This window comes from Ruegeria sp. BHSA163 (genome assembly GCF_059613365.1).
The window spans coordinates 22,388-39,947 of the sequence record NZ_JBXWSJ010000031.1 but is presented as its reverse complement, the minus strand read 5'-3'; the positions used below and the strand labels follow the sequence as shown (position 1 = coordinate 39,947).

Here is a 17,560-nt window from a genome sequence, read left to right as displayed (position 1 = left end):
TTGCGGGCCTTATAGGGCTGGCAGAACCTGTTGTCACGCGACAGGACGGGGCTGCGACGGTTGGTCTGGCTTGGACCGCAGGTTAGAACGGTGCTCTTTCCAGTTTGTATCCAGCCAACTCAAGTTGGCGCAACAGGCCGTGAGTATCCGCCAGATGCCCGGCGCCTACTGCGATGACTACTGTTTGGTCTTTCAAAGGCAGAATTTTTTGCAGCCAATTGTTGTTTCGTTGCACAAGCAGCTGGTCTTCAAAACCTTCCCACTCTGCCTCAAATTCCTGGGGCGTCAGGCCTGAGGCCCTTTGTCCCTGTATTTTCGCCAATTGAATGATTTCCGCGTGCTTTTCCTCGAGATAAGCATTTGCCATGGTCATGAGTTGGTCATCACCTGACTGCAGCGCGCCTGCCAGCCTGACCAAAGACTGCACCTGTTCTTCCAGTGAATGGCTGTCGAACATGGCAATTAACTCTTCGACGCTTTCCAGAGAGTGTCTTGGGATCGCGTGTTCTTTGGCTATCTCAGTCAGGCGGGCATCCATGCCCCGGTCGAAATCCGGTGTTTCCATCAGGCAAGGTGGAATGCCTAGCATCATGCTCAGGAACCAAGGCCGCATTTTGGCGGCCATCCACCCTGGAATTCCACGCTCTGCCAGATTTGCGGATAGGGCCGCCCATTCTTCTTCGGCCATCAGATCGATCAGTGTTGGGCCCGAGGTAATCATTACTGGGCTAAAATCCTGCGCCAGATCCCGCTCGAAAGCGTCCATTTCTTCCTGAGTGATTTCGAAGTAGAAGGCATCTGCCTTTGACAAGGTTGGCGTCAGCCTTTCGACCACGTCGCCCATCCTTTCGTCATTGGTGTGCAACGTGCCGATCAAATGTAACACCGTATTGTCTTTCCGAGCGATCCAATGGTTGCCTTCGGGGAAGACAATTGAAGACAACGCTTTATCCAATTCTGCCCTTTCCTCAGACGACATTTCCAGCCGCAGATCGCGTCCTTCGCAGGCTCCGTACGCCGAAATCGGCAGAAGTAAGCAAGTGAGTAGAATCAACACGCGCATAGTTATCTTTCTGCCTCGTTCACGATGGTCACAGTGAGGTTTTAGCCCCCTGACTTTAATCCATGCAAGACGATATGTTTTCAGGACCGGGTCTGGCATTCCCTGCCAATCTGCCTAGCATGGTCCCATGGACCGCGAGCAGGATCTCTATCCCCCCGTCAAGGCTCTGTTAGAGCGTCAGGGGTACACAGTTAAAGGCGAGGTTGGCGCCGCAGATATCGTCGCCGTCAAGGGAGATGATCCGCCCATTATTGTAGAGTTGAAATTGAGGTTCACTTTGGCCTTGTTTCATCAGGCAATTTCGCGACTCACGATAACGGATCAGGTATATATAGCGGTTTGCAAACCTAAAGGTCGCACTGCTCGGCGTGCTCTCCGAGATAATCTGTCTTTGTGCCGTCGACTAGGGCTTGGGCTGATTACAGTTAAACCCGATCGCAGGGTCGAAGTACAATGTGACCCCGGACCATATGCGCCGCGTAAAAATCGAAGCAAGTCTGTCCGATTGTTACGCGAATTTGACCGGCTCTCAGGCGATCCGAACGCGGGAGGGGCAACGCGGCATGGAATTGTGACGGCGTATCGTCAGGATGCTCTGAAGTGCGCCGCTTATTTGGCCGAACATGGGGCGACAAAGGGCTCAGAAGTTGCAGGCTCAACCGGTGTTAGCGGAGCGACTCGGTTGATGCGTGACAATCACTACGGATGGTTTGAAAAGGTAGAAATAGGCGTCTATACCCTGACAGCCGTCGGGTCCGAAGGTTTGAAGCACTGGGCTTATAGTTGGGAAGAAACCAGCTGAGCAACTTGTTGACGAGCGTACACTAAAAAATTTTCCTGACATTGTTGACTCGTCCCCGATCACCCCCTAGCTATGCGTCGTTATCACTCGGAGACGTCGAGTGCTAACGCCTCGCTTTTTGGCGAGGGGAGGATAAACAAACTTTGAGCCCAAGGAGCTGCAAAGATGGCATTGAAACCGCTTCATGACCGTGTGCTGGTTCGTCGCGTGGAAAGCGAAGAAAAAACCGCAGGCGGCCTGATTATTCCCGACAGCGCAAAAGAAAAGCCAAGTGAAGGCGAAGTCGTTGCGACCGGCGAGGGAGCACGCAAGGACAGCGGCGAATTGATCGCGATGGCTGTTAAAGCTGGCGACAAGATTTTGTTCGGCAAATGGTCGGGCACCGAGGTTCAGATCGACGGCGAAGAGCTGCTGATGATGAAAGAAAGCGACATCATGGGGATCATTGAGTAAGCCGAATGCTTTCTCTGATCTTCATCACAACATAATTTCTCAAGGAGAAACGAAATGGCTGCAAAGGACGTCAAGTTCGACACCGATGCCCGTAACCGTATGCTGGCGGGTGTAAACATCCTGGCCGACGCGGTAAAAGTGACCCTGGGCCCTAAAGGGCGCAATGTGGTTCTGGACAAGTCTTTCGGTGCACCTCGCATCACCAAAGATGGCGTAACTGTCGCCAAGGACATCGAACTGGAAGACAAGTTCGAAAACATGGGCGCGCAGATGGTGAAAGAAGTCGCCAGCCGCACCAATGATGAAGCCGGTGACGGTACCACTACGGCAACCGTTCTGGCTCAGGCTATCGTCAAAGAAGGCCTGAAGCAGGTTGCTGCCGGACTGAATCCGATGGACCTGAAGCGCGGCATCGACCTGGCGACCGCCAAGGTCGTTGAGGGAATCCAAGCGGCTTCGCGCGAAGTCAAAGACTCGGCAGAAGTGGCACAGGTCGGTACCATCTCGGCCAACGGCGAAGCAGAGATCGGCCAGCAGATTGCAGACGCGATGCAGAAGGTTGGTAACGAAGGCGTTATCACCGTCGAAGAAAACAAAGGTCTGGAAACCGAGACCGACGTTGTCGAAGGTATGCAGTTCGACCGTGGTTACCTGTCGCCTTACTTTGTCACCAACGCAGACAAGATGATCTCAGAACTCGACGACTGCATCGTCCTGTTGCATGAAAAGAAACTCTCTTCGCTGCAGCCAATGGTTCCGCTGCTTGAGCAGGTGATCCAGTCGCAAAAGCCGCTGCTGATCATCGCAGAGGACGTTGAAGGCGAAGCGCTCGCAACTTTGGTTGTGAACAAACTGCGTGGCGGCTTGAAAATCGCGGCTGTCAAAGCACCTGGCTTTGGCGATCGTCGCAAGGCCATGCTGCAGGATATCGCGATCCTGACCGGTGGTCAGGTCATCAGCGAAGACTTGGGCATGAAGCTTGAAAATGTCACAATGGACATGCTGGGCACTGCCAAGAAGATCGAAATCACCAAGGACGAAACCACCATCGTTGACGGTGCAGGCGAGAAAGCCGAGATCGAAGCACGTGTTGCTCAGATCCGCACCCAGATCGAAGAAACCTCTTCTGACTACGACCGTGAGAAGCTGCAAGAACGCGTTGCCAAACTGGCAGGAGGTGTTGCTGTTATCCGCGTCGGCGGCATGACCGAAGTTGAAGTGAAAGAGCGTAAAGACCGTGTTGACGATGCTCTGAACGCAACCCGCGCTGCCGTTCAGGAAGGTGTTGTTGTGGGCGGTGGTGTTGCGCTGGTTCAGGCAGGCAAAGCACTGAACGAACTGGAAGGCGCAAACGCGGACCAGAACGCTGGTATCAACATCGTCCGCAAGGCGATCGAGGCGCCGATGCGTCAGATCGCTGAAAACGCTGGCGTGGACGGTGCCGTAGTTGCTGGCAAGGTTCGCGAGTCCTCAGATGCCGCGTTCGGCTTCAACGCACAAACCGAAGAATATGGCGACATGTTCTCGTTCGGCGTCATCGACCCGGCCAAAGTTGTCCGTACCGCTCTGGAAGATGCGGCATCGGTTGCGGGCCTGTTGGTTACCACCGAAGCGATGGTTGCAGACAAACCTGCCAAAGAAGGTGCAGCGCCAGGCGGCGGTATGCCTGACATGGGCGGAATGGGCGGCATGATGTAATCTGCTCAGGTCTCAGACTTGTCCGCGGGGTCGCCCTTGGGCGGCCCCGTTTCGTTTTTGGCACAACCGATTTCAGATTAAGTTCCGAAAAACCAACAATCAAACCGGCATCGCTGTCTGCCGATTCAGAGTGTGCAAAGGTGGCCTGAACCGATATGTGGTGGATATGAGACTGTTCCTTTTGACCGCTTTGACTATGTGTGCATTTGCGGCGAACTCTATCCTCAATCGCATGGCGATTGACAGCGGGGCGGCCGATCCTTCTGGTTTTGCGGTGGTTCGGGTTCTTACAGGTGCGTTGACGCTTGCTGCGTTGGTGCTTTGGAGCGGTAAAAAACTGCCCGTGCTACATCGTCGACGCGTGATCGGAGCAGGCGCGCTGTCTGTCTACATGGTCGGTTTCTCATTGGCTTATGTAACGCTTGATGCAGGCCTGGGCGCACTGATCCTGTTTGGGGTCGTGCAGATTTCTATGTTTTCTTTTACGGCATTGACTGGGCTGGTGCCCACGTCCCGTCAACTGATCGGCGCGGGTATAGCCTTGTTCGGGCTTGCATACGTTCTATGGCCGACCGGCGCTGTGCAAGTTGACACCAAAGGCGCTCTTTTAATGACCAGTGCTGGTATAGGATGGGCGGCGTATTCGTTGGCTGGGCGGTCCGAACCTGATGCTTTGTCTGGCACTGCGGCAAACTTTGTCGTGGCGTTGCCAGTGACCGCCATCGCTTTGAAAATCTCGGGCATGTACTGGCAAATGACAGGTATGGGTTTTGTCCTGGCTGCCTTGTCTGGCGCAGTGACATCTGGGCTGGGATATGCCTTGTGGTATAGTGTTCTGCCCGGACTTTCGCCCGCAATAGCTGCGGTCGTACAACTTAGTGTTCCCGTCATTGCCATCATCGGAGGCGTGCTGTTGTTAGGCGAGGTCGCATCTTTTGAACTGTTACTCGGTGCAGTCATGGTTTTGGGCGGGATTGGGTTGGCGGTCGGCCGCTTGCCGCGCCGCTAGGGCTTCCATCAGGACGGCGCAGCCCTTAACTAGCGGGCATGAAGTTGCTTCTCGCCACGTTTTTCTTTTTAGTTCCAGCAGCGGTCAGCGCGAAATGCGTTGTCCTGTTGCACGGCTTGGCACGCACTGAGGCTTCATTTTCTGTTATGGAGCAGCTCTTCAAAGCGCACGGCTACACAGTTGTGCGGCCCGGATATCCTTCGACAGACCTGCCGATATATGATTTGGCCAACCAGACGTTGCCCGAAGCATTTACGGGTTGTGGGGACGACAAAGCCAACGTGGTTGCGCATTCCATGGGCGGCATCCTTTTGCGTTACTGGATGCAAGACAATCAGCCGGAAAATCTGGGCCGAGTGGTAATGTTGGGTCCGCCAAATCAGGGTAGTCAATTGGTAGACGAGTTGGGGGACTGGGAAGTTTTTGGCCTGCTGCACGGTCCTGCGGGGCTGGCATTGGGGACCGGTCCAGAAGGCGTTCCACGCCTCCTGCCGCCGGTTGAATTTGAGCTCGGGGTAATTGCCGGTGAAAACTCGCTGAATCCCTTCTTTTCCTCGCTGATTGATGGACCAGATGATGGCAAAGTCTCAGTGGAGACCACTAAGGTCGACGGCATGTCCGATCACATCGTAATGCCGGTGACACATACTTTTATGATGAATAACCCACGTGTGATGGCGCAAGCGCTTCACTTTATCGAGTTTGGAGAGTTCGATCCCCAAATTACTTGGCTGGATGGGGTTTTGGACGTGATCGACGAAATCTGTATTGGCCAAGATTGTGCAGAACCAGCTTCGGATTCGACTAGATGACGGCACTGGAGTTGACGTTTTCCGGTGCAGATGTGCTGTTGCCGGAGTATGGTTTAGCTCGCGCTGACCTTAGCATTGCTGATGGTTTGGTGCAGTCAAAACAAACTGGGCGGTGCATTGATTTATCCGGGTATATCGTTTTACCCGGAATAGTTGACCTGCATGGTGACGGGTTCGAGCGCCATATTGCTCCGCGACGTGGAGCAATGAAGCAGATTGCCGAAGGCATACTTTCGGTTGAGGCGGAACTGGCCGCAAATGGAATTACGACTGCTGTCTTGGCCCAATTCCACAGCTGGGAGGGCGGGGTTCGCGGCCCGGAATTTGCTGATCAAGTTTTCAGGGGTATCTCTGAGGTCAAAGATAGTGTTGTTACCGATCTGATCCCGCAGTTGCGATTTGAAACGCATATGCTTGACGATTTTGCGGGACTACCTGAACGCGTCGCCGCGTTGGAGGTTCCCTATTTGGTTTTCAATGATCACTTGCCGCATGACCGACTGGCCGAAGGGCGCACGCCGCCGCGACTTACCGGGCAAGCATTGAAAGCTGGTCGCAGCCCAGAGAACCACTTTGAGTTGCTGAAGACCTTACATGCGCGCCGAAACGAAGTTCCTGCGGCATTGGATGAACTTTGCATGGCCCTTGCCGCGAATGGCGTCCGATTGGGTAGCCACGACGACGCGACCGCTGAAACCAGATCGCAATGGCGTACGCGCGGAGTACGAATATCTGAGTTCCCTGAGACACTTGCAGCCGCAGAAGCGGCGCGGCAAGAAGGGGATTTCATCGTACTTGGATCCCCAAATGTAGTACGCGGGGGATCGCACAAAGGAAACGTGAGCGCGCTTGACTTAATTTCGATGGGTCTGTGCGATGCGCTTGCTTCTGATTACCATTACCCAAGCCCGCGTCGCGCGGCTCTGATGTTGGCAAATAGCGGGTTTATGGATTTGGCTGGCGCTTGGAATCTCGTATCTTCTGGCCCCGCGCGCGTGTTGGGAAAGACTGATCGAGGGTCTTTATCAACCGGAAAACGTGCAGATTTGGTGATATTGGACTCCAAAACGTTCCGGGTTGCGGCCACTTTGTCCGCTGGGCGATTAAGTTATATGTCAGGCGATATTGCTGCCCGGTTTGCTGCCTAAAGTCCAGCGAAGACCTATTTGGTATTCGTAGAGCGCATCAGCGAATGACGCGGTTGAAATGTCCCATCTTTCGACCGGCCTTGACCTCAGCCTTGCCATAAAGATGTAAGGCCACGTCTCGTTCCTGCACAAGATCAGCCACTTTATTCACGTCGTCGCCAATCAGGTTTTCCATCACCACATCCGAATGACGCTGTCCATCGCCCAGAGGCCACCCTGCAACCGCTCGAATATGCTGCTCGAATTGATCCACAGCACATCCATTCTGCGTCCAGTGTCCAGAATTATGAACTCGAGGAGCGATCTCGTTAACTATCAGGCCTTCTGGTGTCACGAACAGCTCGACTCCCATTACGCCCACGTAATCCAACGCGTTCAATATGTTGGCCGCAAGCAATACCGCGTCTGTCCGCATCGCGGGTGGGAGACGAGCCGGGACTGTCGTCGTATGCAAGATGCCATTGCGGTGAACGTTTTCGCCCGGATCGAAACATGAAACTTGGCCGTCCAATCCCCGCGCGGCAATGATTGAAATTTCATGGCTGAAGTCGATGAAACCTTCGAGGATGGCAGGCGCTCCGGCCATCTCCGAAAGCGCTGTTTCAGCATCTTCGGGCCTTAGCAGCCTGACCTGACCTTTTCCATCATAGCCAAACCTGCGGGTCTTTAGAATTGCTGGAGCACCAATCTGTTCAATTGAAATACGCAGACTTTCGAGATCGGTGACATCAGCGAACGGTGCTGTTCGGAGCCCAAGACCCTGCAGAAAGGCTTTTTCGGTCAGACGATCCTGACTAACACGCAAAGCCTCGCGTCCCGGATGGATTGGGCGGTGAGCCTCCAGCAGGTCCAAGGTTTCGGTCGGGATGTTTTCGAACTCGTAAGTGATGACGTCCACCGAAGCAGCAAAGGATGTCAGCGCATCGGCATCGTCATACGCGGCAGTTGTTACATGGGCAGCCACCTGGCCCGCAGGCGGGTTAGGGCCGGGCTCGTAGATGTGGCTTACAAATCCCAGTCGGGCTGCAGCAACCGAGAGCATCCGCCCAAGCTGACCACCACCCAAAATCCCGATTTTCGCGCCGGGTTGCAGTGCCTTACTCATCAACGGGTTCCTTAGGAATAGAAGCGGACAACGCGTCACGCCAGGCGTCCAGCCGTTTGGCTAGCCCTTCGTCCTGTAAGGCAAGAATGCCTGCTGCCATCAACCCTGCATTTGAGGCTCCAGCCGATCCAATGGCCATTGTTGCAACCGGGAAGCCCTTGGGCATCTGAACGATTGAATAAAGTGAATCAACGCCCGACAACGCGCGGGTTTGCACAGGAACACCTATAACCGGCACCCGTGTTTTCGAAGCCATCATGCCGGGTAAATGGGCTGCTCCTCCTGCGCCGGCGATTATCACCTGCAACCCGCGAGACACAGCGCTTTTTCCGTATTCCCATAACCGATCCGGGGTACGATGAGCTGAGACAATGCGTTTTTCATAAGCGATGCCCAGTTCATCAAGAATATTGGCGGATTCCTTCATGGTGGACCAGTCCGACTGGCTGCCCATGATGATTCCAACTTTGATCTCGCCCATCCGCCAGCACTCCGCCCTTAGAAAGAGCGCGCACTATAGCCAAATCCACCTTGGTGGCAATGTAGAGCAGGGTTTTCAGGCGATGATATCTGGGGTCAGACGATCTTCGATCAATCTAATAATGTCTTTGAGGCGAAGTTTCTGCTTTTTCAGCCGTTTTATTGTTAATTGATCTGATGTACCCTTGGCCTGCAGTGCTTCAATCGCTTCGTCAAGATCGCGGTGTTGCCGTCGAAATACTTCGAGTTCGACCCTCAAAACCTCGTCAGTCTTCATGGAAATGTCAGTGGGCGCATTCATGGGCGACTCATGTTTTTGGCGGTGCTTCCTACACAAGATAGTGTCTTGATTTGAATCGGGCCAGCCCTTGTGGACATCCTGAATTGTTCCCATATGTTATTGCAAGCGGTTGCCAGAACGGGGCCGCCACATACGTCGCTTTGGCAAAAAAGGACGAATATACGTGTCGAAACTTACTCTTGGCTCATACCCGCATCTTTTGGGGTTCGAGCAGTTGGAACGCCTTTTGGAGCGGTCAGCAAAGGCCGGAAACGAAGGATATCCACCCTACAATATCGAGCAGACTTCTGATTTTTCATATCGAATTACTCTGGCGGTGGCAGGGTTTGCCGAAGAGGACCTGTCGATTACGATCGAGGATCGTCAACTTGTGATCCGTGGCCGTCAAAACGACGACAGCGAGGGTCGTATATTCTTGCATCGTGGTATTGCGGCACGTCAGTTTCAGCGCATGTTTGTGTTGGCCGACGGGGTCGAAGTGGGCGAAGCGATAATGGAAAATGGTCTGTTGCACGTGGATCTGACCCGCGCCGTTCCTGAAACCGTGGTGCAAACAATCAACATAAAAAAGGGGTAAGGGCTATGAATACACCTATTGAACTCAACACCGAAGGTGACCGCATCGTTTACGTCAAAACGGTCGAGGTTGCTGACCTGCCAAGCGATCTTAGGGATCAGGCGGGCGATTTGGACCAACTTTATGCCGTACACGATTCTGATGGACAACGATTGGCACTGGTAGCGGACCGAAAGCTTGCATTCGTTTTGGCGCGCCAGAACGACATGTCTCCTGTCCCGGTGCACTGAATCGTCGGCGAGGTAAAATTCACTATATAAATGACGTGACATTCCTGCCGGGTCGGGCAATGGATGTGCCCTGATGGGGTGCGACCCCGAGCCAACTTACGGAGACGCGGGAATAATCATGAGCTGGTTTGATTTTGATTGGGTAGATGCGTTTACCGACCGCCCATTTGGTGGAAACGGGTGCGCCGTGGTTCATGATGCGGCGCATCTGCCGGATGACGTTTGCACGTCATTCGTGCGCGAAACCTCTTTGGTGGAGTGCACCTTTACCGGACCATCCGACATTGCTGATGTTCGTGTCCGGTATTTTTTGGCCAGCAGGGAAATTCCTTTCGCCGGGCATCCAACGATTGCCACGGTTCAAGCACTTCGTGCACGTAACCTGTTTTCAGGCGACAGTTTAACTCTGGAGACAGGTGCGTGAATCGTCTCTATCCACCTGAAAGGTGATGAAATTGAGATGACGCAGGTCGCGCCCGAGTTTGGTGATTATGTCCCGGTTGATCTTGTCGCTGCTGCGATAGGCCTACCCGCAGAGGCTATAATTTCACCACCGCAATTTGTTTCTACCGGACTGCCCTGTTGCGTCACGATTCTGCGCGACCACGATGCCTTGCGCGCCGCGCGGCTTGCTTTGGACCCATTGTCCAAAATCGCAGAGTCCGTAGGTCTTGCCAGTTCGGATTTGGCCGAACCTTTCCTAGTGACACTGAATGGTGCGACTAACGCAGGGGATACCTTTTCACGCCTTCTTATGGTACCGCCCAGCCCGCCCGAGGACCCTTTTACAGGTTCCGCGACTGGAGCCATGGCCGCCTATCTTTGGCGTCACGGTTTAATGCAAAAAGATACCTTCATAGCCGAGCAAGGACACGATATGGGTCGGCCTGGGCAAGCAACGGTGACCCGTGTAGGACCAACAGATGCAATGACTGGCGTAAAGGTAGCTGGTCAAGGATTCGTCCTGATGCGTGGGCAGGTGGATCTCCCGGTTTAGGCAACATATCAAGAGCAGCCTGTTCCTTTTCATCAGCACAGTCACCGATGCATGTCCGACGCTTGGTACCATGCTGTCGCTTTGTCCTGAAAAGGGTGTCTGTGAAGACACCACCCTAATTTACCCTGCAATCAGGCCCATACTCTCCAATTTAAGCAGAACCTGATGGGCGCAATTGTCCACTTCGACATTTTCTGTTTCAACGCGCAACTCAGGATCTGCTGGAACATCATAAGGGTCAGAGATTCCGGTGAATTCCTTGATTTTCCCCTCGCGGGCAAGTTTGTACAAACCTTTACGGTCGCGGCGTTCACATTCTTCAATGCTTGTTGCAACGTGCACTTCACAGAAAGCGCCAAATTTCTCAATCTCTTCACGAACCGCGCGACGGGTGGTCTCGTAGGGTGCAATTGGGGCGCAAATTGCAATTCCGCCATTTTTGGTGATCTCACTGGCGACATAGCCGATCCGGCGGATGTTCAGGTCGCGATGTTCTTTCGAAAAGCCCAACTCGGACGAAAGGTTTTTCCTGACTATATCGCCATCCAACAGCGTCACTGGGCGGTCACCCATCTCCATCAGCTTGACCATCAACGCATTGGCAATAGTGGATTTACCCGAGCCGGAAAAACCGGTGAAAAAGACGGTAAAGCCTTGTTGCGAGCGTGGTGGAAAGCGATTGCGCAACTCCTGCACGACCTCGGGGAAAGAGAACCATTCCGGAATATCCAATCCTTCGCGCAAACGGCGACGTAGTTCAGTGCCTGAGATGTTCAGGATTGTAACCTGGTCTTTGTCCAGGATTTCGTCATGAGGTTCGTATTGCGCCCGTTCTTGCACATAAACCATCTGTTTGAAATCAACCATTTCGACGCCAATTTCATCTTGGAACTTGCGAAACAAATCCTGGGCGTCATACGGGCCGTAAAAGTCATCGCCCTTGCTGTTTTTGCCAGGGCCAGCATGGTCGCGGCCAACGATGAAATGGGTGCAACCGTGATTGGCGCGGATCAGGCCATGCCAGACGGCCTCACGTGGGCCGGCCATGCGCATTGCTAGGTTCACCAAAGACATTGAGGTCGTGGATGCAGGGTACTTGTCCAAAACGGCCTCGTAACAACGCACGCGGGTAAAGTGATCTACGTCGCCCGGTTTGGTCATCCCAACGACAGGATGGATCAACAAGTTGGCCTGAGCCTCTTTTGCGGCACGGAAAGTCAATTCCTGATGCGCCCGGTGCAGTGGATTTCGCGTTTGGAATGCCACGATGCGACGCCAACCCAGTTTACGGAAATAAGCACGCAACTCGTTCGGTGTGTCCCGGCGAGCTTTGAAGTCATAGTGGACAGGCTGTTGGATACCTGTAACTGGGCCGCCCAAGTAAACTTTCCCGGCCGCATTGTGCAGATAGTTCACCGCAGGGTGCGCTTGGTCATCTGCGCCAAAGACCATCTTGGCCTCGTGATGCTTGTCCGGCATCCAGCGGTCGGTCACGGTCATTGTGCCCAGGATAACCCCTTCGAGATCGCGCAAAGCAATGTCCTGTCCCAGTTGAATCCGCTCGGCAAAATCCTCGCTGACATCCAACGTGATTGGCATCGGCCACAAGGTACCGTCAGCAAGCCGCATATTATCTACGACGTTGTCGTAGTCAGCTTCGCTCAGGAACCCTTTTAATGGATTGAAACCGCCATTCATCAACAGCTCCAGATCGCAGATCTGGCGCGGCGTCAGATCCCAGCTTGTCAGATCTGCTGCTTCGGCCTTAAGTTTTTGAGCAGACTCGTAAGACACGTAAAGCTCAGGGATTGGTGCCAAGTTGCTTAACATCGTCATAGGAATACTCGTATCTGTTAGATTTTCACGTTTTTCGAAGTGTTGCCAAACGATGTGCCCCGGACTTTCGACAAAGTCCAGAGAGTCCCTGAAACAAAGGATGAAATATGAGGTTTTTACGGAGCTTGGGAAAAATTCCCAAACCCAGAATTATTGACAGGTAAATTTTCCCTTGTTTTCAGTTTGGGGGTCGTCTGTTAGGCAATTTGTTCTTCTTGCTTTAATCGAAGTTCAAGATCCGAGGCCCTCTCCACCGGTAACGCTGGCACAGATTCGGAAACGCCGCGAAGTTGGAAATCGCGCAGTTCGTCTGGGTTTGTTTCAAGGCCAGCTGCAAGCAAGACCGATTGGGAAACGAGGAGTTCGACCCGCAGGGCTTTGGTTTCTGCTTCGAGGCGGCTGGCCACATTGACTGCGTCTCCGATTATTGTTCGGGGCGCGTGTTTGGCTGCGCCAATCTCACCCAGAACCAGATCACCTAAATGCAGTCCCATGCCTATTCTGATTTCTGGACTACCCTCAGCCTTTAGTTGTTGATTGAAACGCTCAAGGGCATGCCCAACCCCCGCTGCGGCATTCAGGCCTGCCAACGCGGAACTGGCCGCGTCTCTGGTTTCAAACATCGCCAACAGACCGTCGCCCATGTACTTGTCTACTGTGCCCCCATTTGCGGTGATCGCCGGTACGATGGCGTCGAAAAACCGGTTCAGCAGAAAGACGATATCATATGGCAACTGCCCGGCAGTTAGGGCGGTGAAGCCGCGCATATCCAAAAAAAGAACCGCTAGCTGCCTTTCCTGCCCTTGACTGGCATGAGCCCTGCCGCGCCCTCCGTCAGGACGAAAAACTCGGAACACGGTCAAAGGTGCTGTCGGGCGTACCTGACAGGCCAGTCTCATACCATCAGGTGCGCCGACGGCCGACAGGCTTCGGGCCTCAATGTCACTTGGTGCCGGTAATTGGTCTCCGCCGTCTTCGACAAATATTCGGCAAGTGGTGCAACGCCCCTTGCCGCCGCACAACGCCGTGTGGGGCACACCATTTGCCTGGGATATTTCCAGCAAGGTCATGCCTTTTTCTGAAACGACCTCGGGGCCATTAACATAACGCACCCGAACGGAATGCCGCCGGCGCCAAAACTTGCGCCCTAGGTAGGTCAATCCGGTCAAAGCCAGTGCCAACCAGAATACCGTCATCGATGCGTCGGTGACGCCAAATAGTGCATCGAACTCTTCTGGAGAAGGCCAATTGTAATGCTCAATATATTGTTCGCGCAAAAACGGGTCGGCAAAGTCTGCCCACAATCGGCGCCCCTCGGTCAACACGCCAGCGAGTGCAAAACCAGGAACAAATACGGCAAATCCAATCAGGTATGGTACAATGGCCCGCCACCAATTGGTCAAGCGCAGCCACATATGCAAGCCAATACACCCATGTATCCAAACCAGAAGGATCAGCAAACTCTGCATCCAGATGGCGGTGCTGGGCCACATCAAGACGATGATGTACCCCATCTCGTCATTGACGCCATAAATTTCATGGGCGTAACGGGTTTGCACGATATGTGCGATTAGCTGAATGGGAATCAGTAACCCTAAAACTGCTTGCAACGCCATGCTTAATGTCATCCGAAGCGTCCGCCGCTGTGCTAACGACAGCAAAGCCAGTGTCGCATGGATGAACAGGGCGACATACAATATGGCACTAAACACATTGTGCCGAGAGACCAACTGACGACTTTCTTGCATCCCATGCAACAGGTCGGTATGAAACAGTCCCAAGCCTATGTTAATAAAGTGGAAAAACGCGAACACAAATAGCACCAGGCCAGTTGCGATCCTAAGTCGGGTTGCCCATCCGCCGCGCCAAAGTGCGTTTTCCAATGAAATCATCCATATCGTGCCCTACTAACGCCGAGTCTGATATGGTGAAGGGCAGGGGTCAATAGACCCCAACCGCAGTTTGCCGACGCACTTGGGTCAGTGAACCTGCTATTAGGCGCAGGAAAAATTTTTAATCGTGCTCCGCCAGAAACTTTTCCGCATCCAACGCGGCCATACAGCCCATCCCGGCACTGGTGACCGCCTGCCGATAAATATGATCCGTTAAGTCACCCGCCGCAAAAACGCCCGGAATCGATGTTTCGGTCGAGCCTGCCTTAGTCACGACATAGCCGCCCATGTGCGTCTCGAGGCTGTCTTTAACCAGCTCATTCGCAGGTGCGTGACCGATCGCGACAAAGACACCTTTACAGGGTATCTCTGTTATTTCCCCACTTTTCACGTTTCTCACACGAACTGCTTCGACACCTAACGGTGTATCAGTGCCGACGACCTCCTCCAGCTCATGGAACCAAAGAGGTTCTATTTTTTCATTCTTCAAGAGCCGATCCTGCAGGATCTTTTCGGCGCGCAATTCATCACGACGGTGTATTAGGGTCACCTTGCTGGCAAAATTTGTCAGAAACAAAGCTTCTTCGACGGCAGTGTTGCCACCCCCAATAACCACGATTTCCTCGCCTCGATAGAAGAACCCGTCGCAGGTGGCACAAGCTGAAACTCCAAAGCCCTTGAATTTTTCTTCGGATGGCAAGCCGAGCCATTTTGCACGGGCGCCAGTGGCCAAAATCACCGCATCAGCAGTGTAAATCGTACCGCTGTCACCAGTGGCTGTGAAAGGGCGTTTGCTTAGGTCTAGGTCATTGATGATGTCGCCGATAACCTCACAGCCCATTGCCTTGACATGATCCTGCATGCGTACCATCAGGTCCGGGCCTTGGACTTCGGTGTCCCCTGGCCAGTTTTCCACTTCGGTCGTGGTGGTCAATTGGCCGCCTGGTTCAATTCCTTGCACCAATATGGGCTCCAACATTGCGCGGCTTGCATAAACGCCTGCGGTGTATCCGGCCGGCCCTGATCCAATAATCAGAACCTTCGTGTGTCGTGTCTCTGCCATGGTGCCCCCACTCAATCTGCCTGCCTCGGGCTGCAGCCCGCCGCGATTGGATATAGCGACGGCAGCAGGGGGCTTAAAGCCCTTTTGAACAATGAAGTTGATATGCCAGGTTTTCGTAGAAAAGAGATGGAATGCGATCAAAATGCAGAATGTTGCGCTGAGGCGAAAGATTATTGCGCATTAGCAGGGCGCTGTTATAAGAACTGGTAAATTTCAGGAGTCATTGATGGTTACGACGCGGCTGGATGAGATCGATCGAAAAATTCTGGCTGAACTGCAGTCCGACGGTCGAATGACTAATGTCGAGCTTGCAAAACGTGTCGGTATTTCCGCACCTCCATGCCTGCGGCGCGTGCGCACGTTGGAAGACGCAGGGTATATACGTGGTTATCACGCTGAGGTTGATGCCCGCGAATTGGGTTTTGAAGTTCAGGTTTTTGCTATGGTTGGACTGGAGAGCCAGGCTGAAACCGAACTGAGCACTTTTGAAGAACGATGCCGCGAATGGCCGCTGGTTCGGGAATGTCATATGTTGAATGGCGAAGTGGACTTTATCCTGAAATGCGTAGCGCCAGATTTAAGCAGCTTTCAACAGTTTCTAACGGGTGAATTGTTGACGACACCCAATGTGGCCAGCGTAAAAACGTCACTTGTTATCCGAGGCGCAAAAGACGAGCCAGGCGTGCCATTTGACGTCTTGGAAGAACGGATGAACCGGACCGCCTGACCGTGTTTTTTGTTTGGTCAGCTTTGCAGGGCGGCAGCAATGAAACCACAGTCAAATAGATCACCCAACTAAATAAAATCTGCATCATGCCCCCGCACTGGCATTAACGATCAATGCATTACGCGGTTATTGCATCAATTTCACCGTCTCCGGCGCGCGGCACCAGCAACGGCCCGAAATCACTCAACGAATCTATGTGGTGAAATAAGTTGAGATAAATGGAGCGCAAGGAATGACTGATCGTTCGAACGGCATTTGAGCCAGGGTGATAGGTTTCAAACTGCAGTCCGTCGACGCGGATCACAGAGTGTCTTCGCAAGCAGATGTGAAACAGTTCGACAGGCGTCGGCGGGAGGGTCTGGATTACACCCATTCCGTCCTGAAACTCGCTTACTGGGGTAAGCATCGGCTGACCGCCATTCAAATGCCGCAGATGAGGCGGTGTGCTCAATAGTCGAGCAGCCGGGCCAGCGATAACGCCAGACATCGGCTTTTGCATCCCAAAGGTGTCCGCCATGATTCGCGTCAGAGGCCTAGTTCGGCCGCGTGAGTCTTCGCGCCCCGGAATCAGCGTAACGGAGCCTTTCCACAACACCGTTTCAGATGATCCACCATGCGTCAGAACTGAATCGCCGGGCAACAGATCTTCGATGGCCATAGGCCCTTGTTGCGTTTCCACTAAGGAACCGCGCGTGAAGGCACAGAATGCATCTTCGAACATTGGCAATGCGGGTGCAATGTGGCGTGTTTGCGAAAAGTCCCCGTTTTCCAGTAACGCACTGACTTCATAGCGCCGCAGTTGCGGTTTTTGCTTTGCCCCTGGCTGAGGTGCTTCGCGCAGCAGAGGCGATGTCTCGACGGCGTTTCTCGCCGCGCGGGCCAGTGAATTTGGAATAGCCATTTATTCCGTCCCCTCTTGTACTTCCGTGCAGGCGGGCTGAACCCCTCGCATACCCGCCAGACGGTCTTGTTCATTGCCTTCGATCAACAGGGCAGCCGCAGAACGGATTTCACAGTGAAACCGAACCGCAAAAAGAAACACTTTGTTTTGGCCAATTTAATGACCCCCCAGACAAACTCTTTAACTGCAGGCTTTGACCACCTGCGCGCACATGCTCCGAAAAAAAAACGACGCAAACCCATCTGCGACGTCGCACACCAGACCGGAGCACAGTTTGGCGTGCGTTTTGCCCATTGGAACTGGCAGCTTAGTTCCGAAGGGGCCCGCATCAGAGCCGACCTGCCAAGCGGCGCGCAACTCTGGCGGAATGGCTTGAAACCCGCTTCCATGGCATTTCCGGTTCGTGCGCCATTACGGCCGCAACAACGGCGGTCAGAAAGCGTGATTTTGGCTTCATTTTCTTGTC

The 17,560-nt window shown here is 53.5% G+C and carries 18 protein-coding genes and 1 pseudogene; 10 read left to right on the top strand and 9 right to left on the bottom strand.

Features of this window, described 5'->3' with window-relative positions; genetic code table 11:
• Nucleotides 1-82: 82 nt before the first annotated feature.
• Nucleotides 83-1,063 carry a TraB/GumN family protein gene (locus AC2FNV_RS14970; protein WP_496773741.1) on the bottom strand — a complete coding sequence of 327 codons (981 nt, stop codon included), beginning with the start codon at nt 1,061-1,063 and terminating at the stop codon, nt 83-85.
• 127 nt (nt 1,064-1,190) lie between these two features.
• Here AC2FNV_RS14970 and AC2FNV_RS14965 point away from each other — a divergent pair, with 127 nt between their 5' ends.
• From AC2FNV_RS14965 to AC2FNV_RS14940, 6 genes are all read left to right on the top strand, one after another.
• Nucleotides 1,191-1,865 carry a DUF2161 domain-containing phosphodiesterase gene (locus AC2FNV_RS14965; RefSeq protein ID WP_170607275.1) on the top strand — a complete coding sequence of 225 codons (675 nt, stop codon included), beginning with the start codon at nt 1,191-1,193 and terminating at the stop codon, nt 1,863-1,865.
• A gap of 165 nt (nt 1,866-2,030) precedes the next feature.
• The gene (groES, locus tag AC2FNV_RS14960) at nt 2,031-2,318 is read left to right on the top strand and encodes a co-chaperone GroES (RefSeq protein WP_170478407.1); all 288 of its coding nucleotides are present in this window, start codon (nt 2,031-2,033) and stop codon (nt 2,316-2,318) included.
• A 54-nt stretch (nt 2,319-2,372) separates the two neighbouring features.
• On the top strand, nt 2,373-4,016 hold the full coding sequence (groL, locus tag AC2FNV_RS14955) for a chaperonin GroEL (RefSeq protein ID WP_170478410.1): 1,644 nt from the start codon (nt 2,373-2,375) through the stop codon (nt 4,014-4,016).
• A 166-nt stretch (nt 4,017-4,182) separates the two neighbouring features.
• A complete protein-coding gene (locus AC2FNV_RS14950) occupies nt 4,183-5,025 on the top strand; it encodes a DMT family transporter (RefSeq protein WP_170607273.1) in 843 nt (280 codons plus the stop codon).
• Nucleotides 5,026-5,063: 38 nt separating this feature from the next.
• Nucleotides 5,064-5,837, top strand: a complete 774-nt coding sequence (locus AC2FNV_RS14945; protein WP_170607271.1) for an alpha/beta hydrolase — start codon at nt 5,064-5,066, stop codon at nt 5,835-5,837.
• Nucleotides 5,834-6,985 carry an alpha-D-ribose 1-methylphosphonate 5-triphosphate diphosphatase gene (locus tag AC2FNV_RS14940; RefSeq protein ID WP_496773737.1) on the top strand — a complete coding sequence of 384 codons (1,152 nt, stop codon included), beginning with the start codon at nt 5,834-5,836 and terminating at the stop codon, nt 6,983-6,985. Before AC2FNV_RS14945 ends, AC2FNV_RS14940 begins: the two co-directional genes overlap by 4 nt.
• Nucleotides 6,986-7,022: 37 nt before the next feature.
• Here the strand turns inward: AC2FNV_RS14940 and AC2FNV_RS14935 are convergent, their stop codons facing one another.
• From AC2FNV_RS14935 to AC2FNV_RS14925, 3 genes are all read right to left on the bottom strand, one after another.
• Nucleotides 7,023-8,090 carry a 5-(carboxyamino)imidazole ribonucleotide synthase gene (locus AC2FNV_RS14935; RefSeq protein ID WP_170607267.1) on the bottom strand — a complete coding sequence of 356 codons (1,068 nt, stop codon included), beginning with the start codon at nt 8,088-8,090 and terminating at the stop codon, nt 7,023-7,025.
• Entirely contained in the window at nt 8,083-8,571 is a 489-nt protein-coding gene (gene purE / locus AC2FNV_RS14930) for a 5-(carboxyamino)imidazole ribonucleotide mutase (protein ID WP_170607265.1), read from the bottom strand. The genes AC2FNV_RS14935 and purE overlap by 8 nt, the downstream gene beginning before the upstream one ends.
• 75 nt (nt 8,572-8,646) lie before the next feature.
• Nucleotides 8,647-8,871 carry a YdcH family protein gene (locus AC2FNV_RS14925; protein ID WP_170478426.1) on the bottom strand — a complete coding sequence of 75 codons (225 nt, stop codon included), beginning with the start codon at nt 8,869-8,871 and terminating at the stop codon, nt 8,647-8,649.
• 163 nt (nt 8,872-9,034) lie between these two features.
• Between AC2FNV_RS14925 and AC2FNV_RS14920 the strand changes: the two genes are divergently transcribed.
• From AC2FNV_RS14920 to AC2FNV_RS14910, 3 genes and pseudogenes are all read left to right on the top strand, one after another.
• Complete coding sequence (locus AC2FNV_RS14920; RefSeq protein ID WP_170478429.1) at nt 9,035-9,448, top strand: Hsp20 family protein; 414 nt, start codon at nt 9,035-9,037, stop codon at nt 9,446-9,448.
• A gap of 5 nt (nt 9,449-9,453) precedes the next feature.
• On the top strand, nt 9,454-9,678 hold the full coding sequence (locus tag AC2FNV_RS14915; RefSeq protein WP_170478432.1) for a DUF1150 family protein: 225 nt from the start codon (nt 9,454-9,456) through the stop codon (nt 9,676-9,678).
• A 118-nt stretch (nt 9,679-9,796) separates the two neighbouring features.
• Nucleotides 9,797-10,675: pseudogene (locus AC2FNV_RS14910) on the top strand (PhzF family phenazine biosynthesis protein).
• Between the two features lie 120 nt (nt 10,676-10,795).
• Here AC2FNV_RS14910 and AC2FNV_RS14905 read toward each other — a convergent pair.
• The 3 genes from AC2FNV_RS14905 to trxB all read right to left on the bottom strand — a co-directional run bounded on the left by AC2FNV_RS14905 (nt 10,796) and on the right by trxB (nt 15,466).
• Nucleotides 10,796-12,511: a bifunctional sulfate adenylyltransferase/adenylylsulfate kinase gene (locus AC2FNV_RS14905; protein ID WP_170607264.1), complete on the bottom strand. Its 1,716-nt coding sequence runs from the start codon at nt 12,509-12,511 to the stop codon at nt 10,796-10,798.
• Nucleotides 12,512-12,708: 197 nt separating this feature from the next.
• The gene (locus AC2FNV_RS14900; RefSeq protein ID WP_437440881.1) at nt 12,709-14,403 is read right to left on the bottom strand and encodes an adenylate/guanylate cyclase domain-containing protein; all 1,695 of its coding nucleotides are present in this window, start codon (nt 14,401-14,403) and stop codon (nt 12,709-12,711) included.
• A gap of 121 nt (nt 14,404-14,524) precedes the next feature.
• Nucleotides 14,525-15,466 carry a thioredoxin-disulfide reductase gene (trxB, locus tag AC2FNV_RS14895; RefSeq protein ID WP_170607260.1) on the bottom strand — a complete coding sequence of 314 codons (942 nt, stop codon included), beginning with the start codon at nt 15,464-15,466 and terminating at the stop codon, nt 14,525-14,527.
• A gap of 226 nt (nt 15,467-15,692) precedes the next feature.
• Between trxB and AC2FNV_RS14890 the strand changes: the two genes are divergently transcribed.
• A complete protein-coding gene (locus AC2FNV_RS14890; protein ID WP_170607258.1) occupies nt 15,693-16,193 on the top strand; it encodes an Lrp/AsnC family transcriptional regulator in 501 nt (166 codons plus the stop codon).
• 118 nt (nt 16,194-16,311) lie between these two features.
• Here AC2FNV_RS14890 and AC2FNV_RS14885 read toward each other — a convergent pair whose 3' ends face one another.
• Entirely contained in the window at nt 16,312-17,094 is a 783-nt protein-coding gene (locus AC2FNV_RS14885; RefSeq protein WP_170607256.1) for a Hint domain-containing protein, read from the bottom strand.
• A gap of 328 nt (nt 17,095-17,422) precedes the next feature.
• Nucleotides 17,423-17,551, bottom strand: coding sequence for a hypothetical protein (locus AC2FNV_RS14880; RefSeq protein WP_302477842.1), 129 nt, complete (start codon nt 17,549-17,551; stop codon nt 17,423-17,425).
• Nucleotides 17,552-17,560 lie beyond the last annotated feature (9 nt).

Bases quoted from the DNA above. Each gene is read 5' to 3' on its own strand.
- purE (WP_170607265.1), bottom strand. From the start codon at position 8,571: ATGGGCGAGATCAAAGTTGGAATCATCATGGGCAGCCAGTCGGACTGG.
- AC2FNV_RS14945 (WP_170607271.1), top strand. From the start codon at position 5,064: ATGAAGTTGCTTCTCGCCACGTTTTTCTTTTTAGTTCCAGCAGCGGTC.
- AC2FNV_RS14890 (WP_170607258.1), top strand. From the start codon at position 15,693: ATGGTTACGACGCGGCTGGATGAGATCGATCGAAAAATTCTGGCTGAA.
- trxB (WP_170607260.1), bottom strand. From the start codon at position 15,466: ATGGCAGAGACACGACACACGAAGGTTCTGATTATTGGATCAGGGCCG.
- AC2FNV_RS14905 (WP_170607264.1), bottom strand. From the start codon at position 12,511: ATGACGATGTTAAGCAACTTGGCACCAATCCCTGAGCTTTACGTGTCT.
- AC2FNV_RS14965 (WP_170607275.1), top strand. From the start codon at position 1,191: ATGGACCGCGAGCAGGATCTCTATCCCCCCGTCAAGGCTCTGTTAGAG.
- AC2FNV_RS14935 (WP_170607267.1), bottom strand. From the start codon at position 8,090: ATGAGTAAGGCACTGCAACCCGGCGCGAAAATCGGGATTTTGGGTGGT.
- AC2FNV_RS14885 (WP_170607256.1), bottom strand. From the start codon at position 17,094: ATGGCTATTCCAAATTCACTGGCCCGCGCGGCGAGAAACGCCGTCGAG.
- AC2FNV_RS14950 (WP_170607273.1), top strand. From the start codon at position 4,183: ATGAGACTGTTCCTTTTGACCGCTTTGACTATGTGTGCATTTGCGGCG.
- AC2FNV_RS14900 (WP_437440881.1), bottom strand. From the start codon at position 14,403: ATGATTTCATTGGAAAACGCACTTTGGCGCGGCGGATGGGCAACCCGA.
- groL (WP_170478410.1), top strand. From the start codon at position 2,373: ATGGCTGCAAAGGACGTCAAGTTCGACACCGATGCCCGTAACCGTATG.
- AC2FNV_RS14915 (WP_170478432.1), top strand. From the start codon at position 9,454: ATGAATACACCTATTGAACTCAACACCGAAGGTGACCGCATCGTTTAC.
- AC2FNV_RS14970 (WP_496773741.1), bottom strand. From the start codon at position 1,063: ATGCGCGTGTTGATTCTACTCACTTGCTTACTTCTGCCGATTTCGGCG.
- AC2FNV_RS14940 (WP_496773737.1), top strand. From the start codon at position 5,834: ATGACGGCACTGGAGTTGACGTTTTCCGGTGCAGATGTGCTGTTGCCG.
- AC2FNV_RS14925 (WP_170478426.1), bottom strand. From the start codon at position 8,871: ATGAATGCGCCCACTGACATTTCCATGAAGACTGACGAGGTTTTGAGG.
- AC2FNV_RS14880 (WP_302477842.1), bottom strand. From the start codon at position 17,551: ATGAAGCCAAAATCACGCTTTCTGACCGCCGTTGTTGCGGCCGTAATG.
- groES (WP_170478407.1), top strand. From the start codon at position 2,031: ATGGCATTGAAACCGCTTCATGACCGTGTGCTGGTTCGTCGCGTGGAA.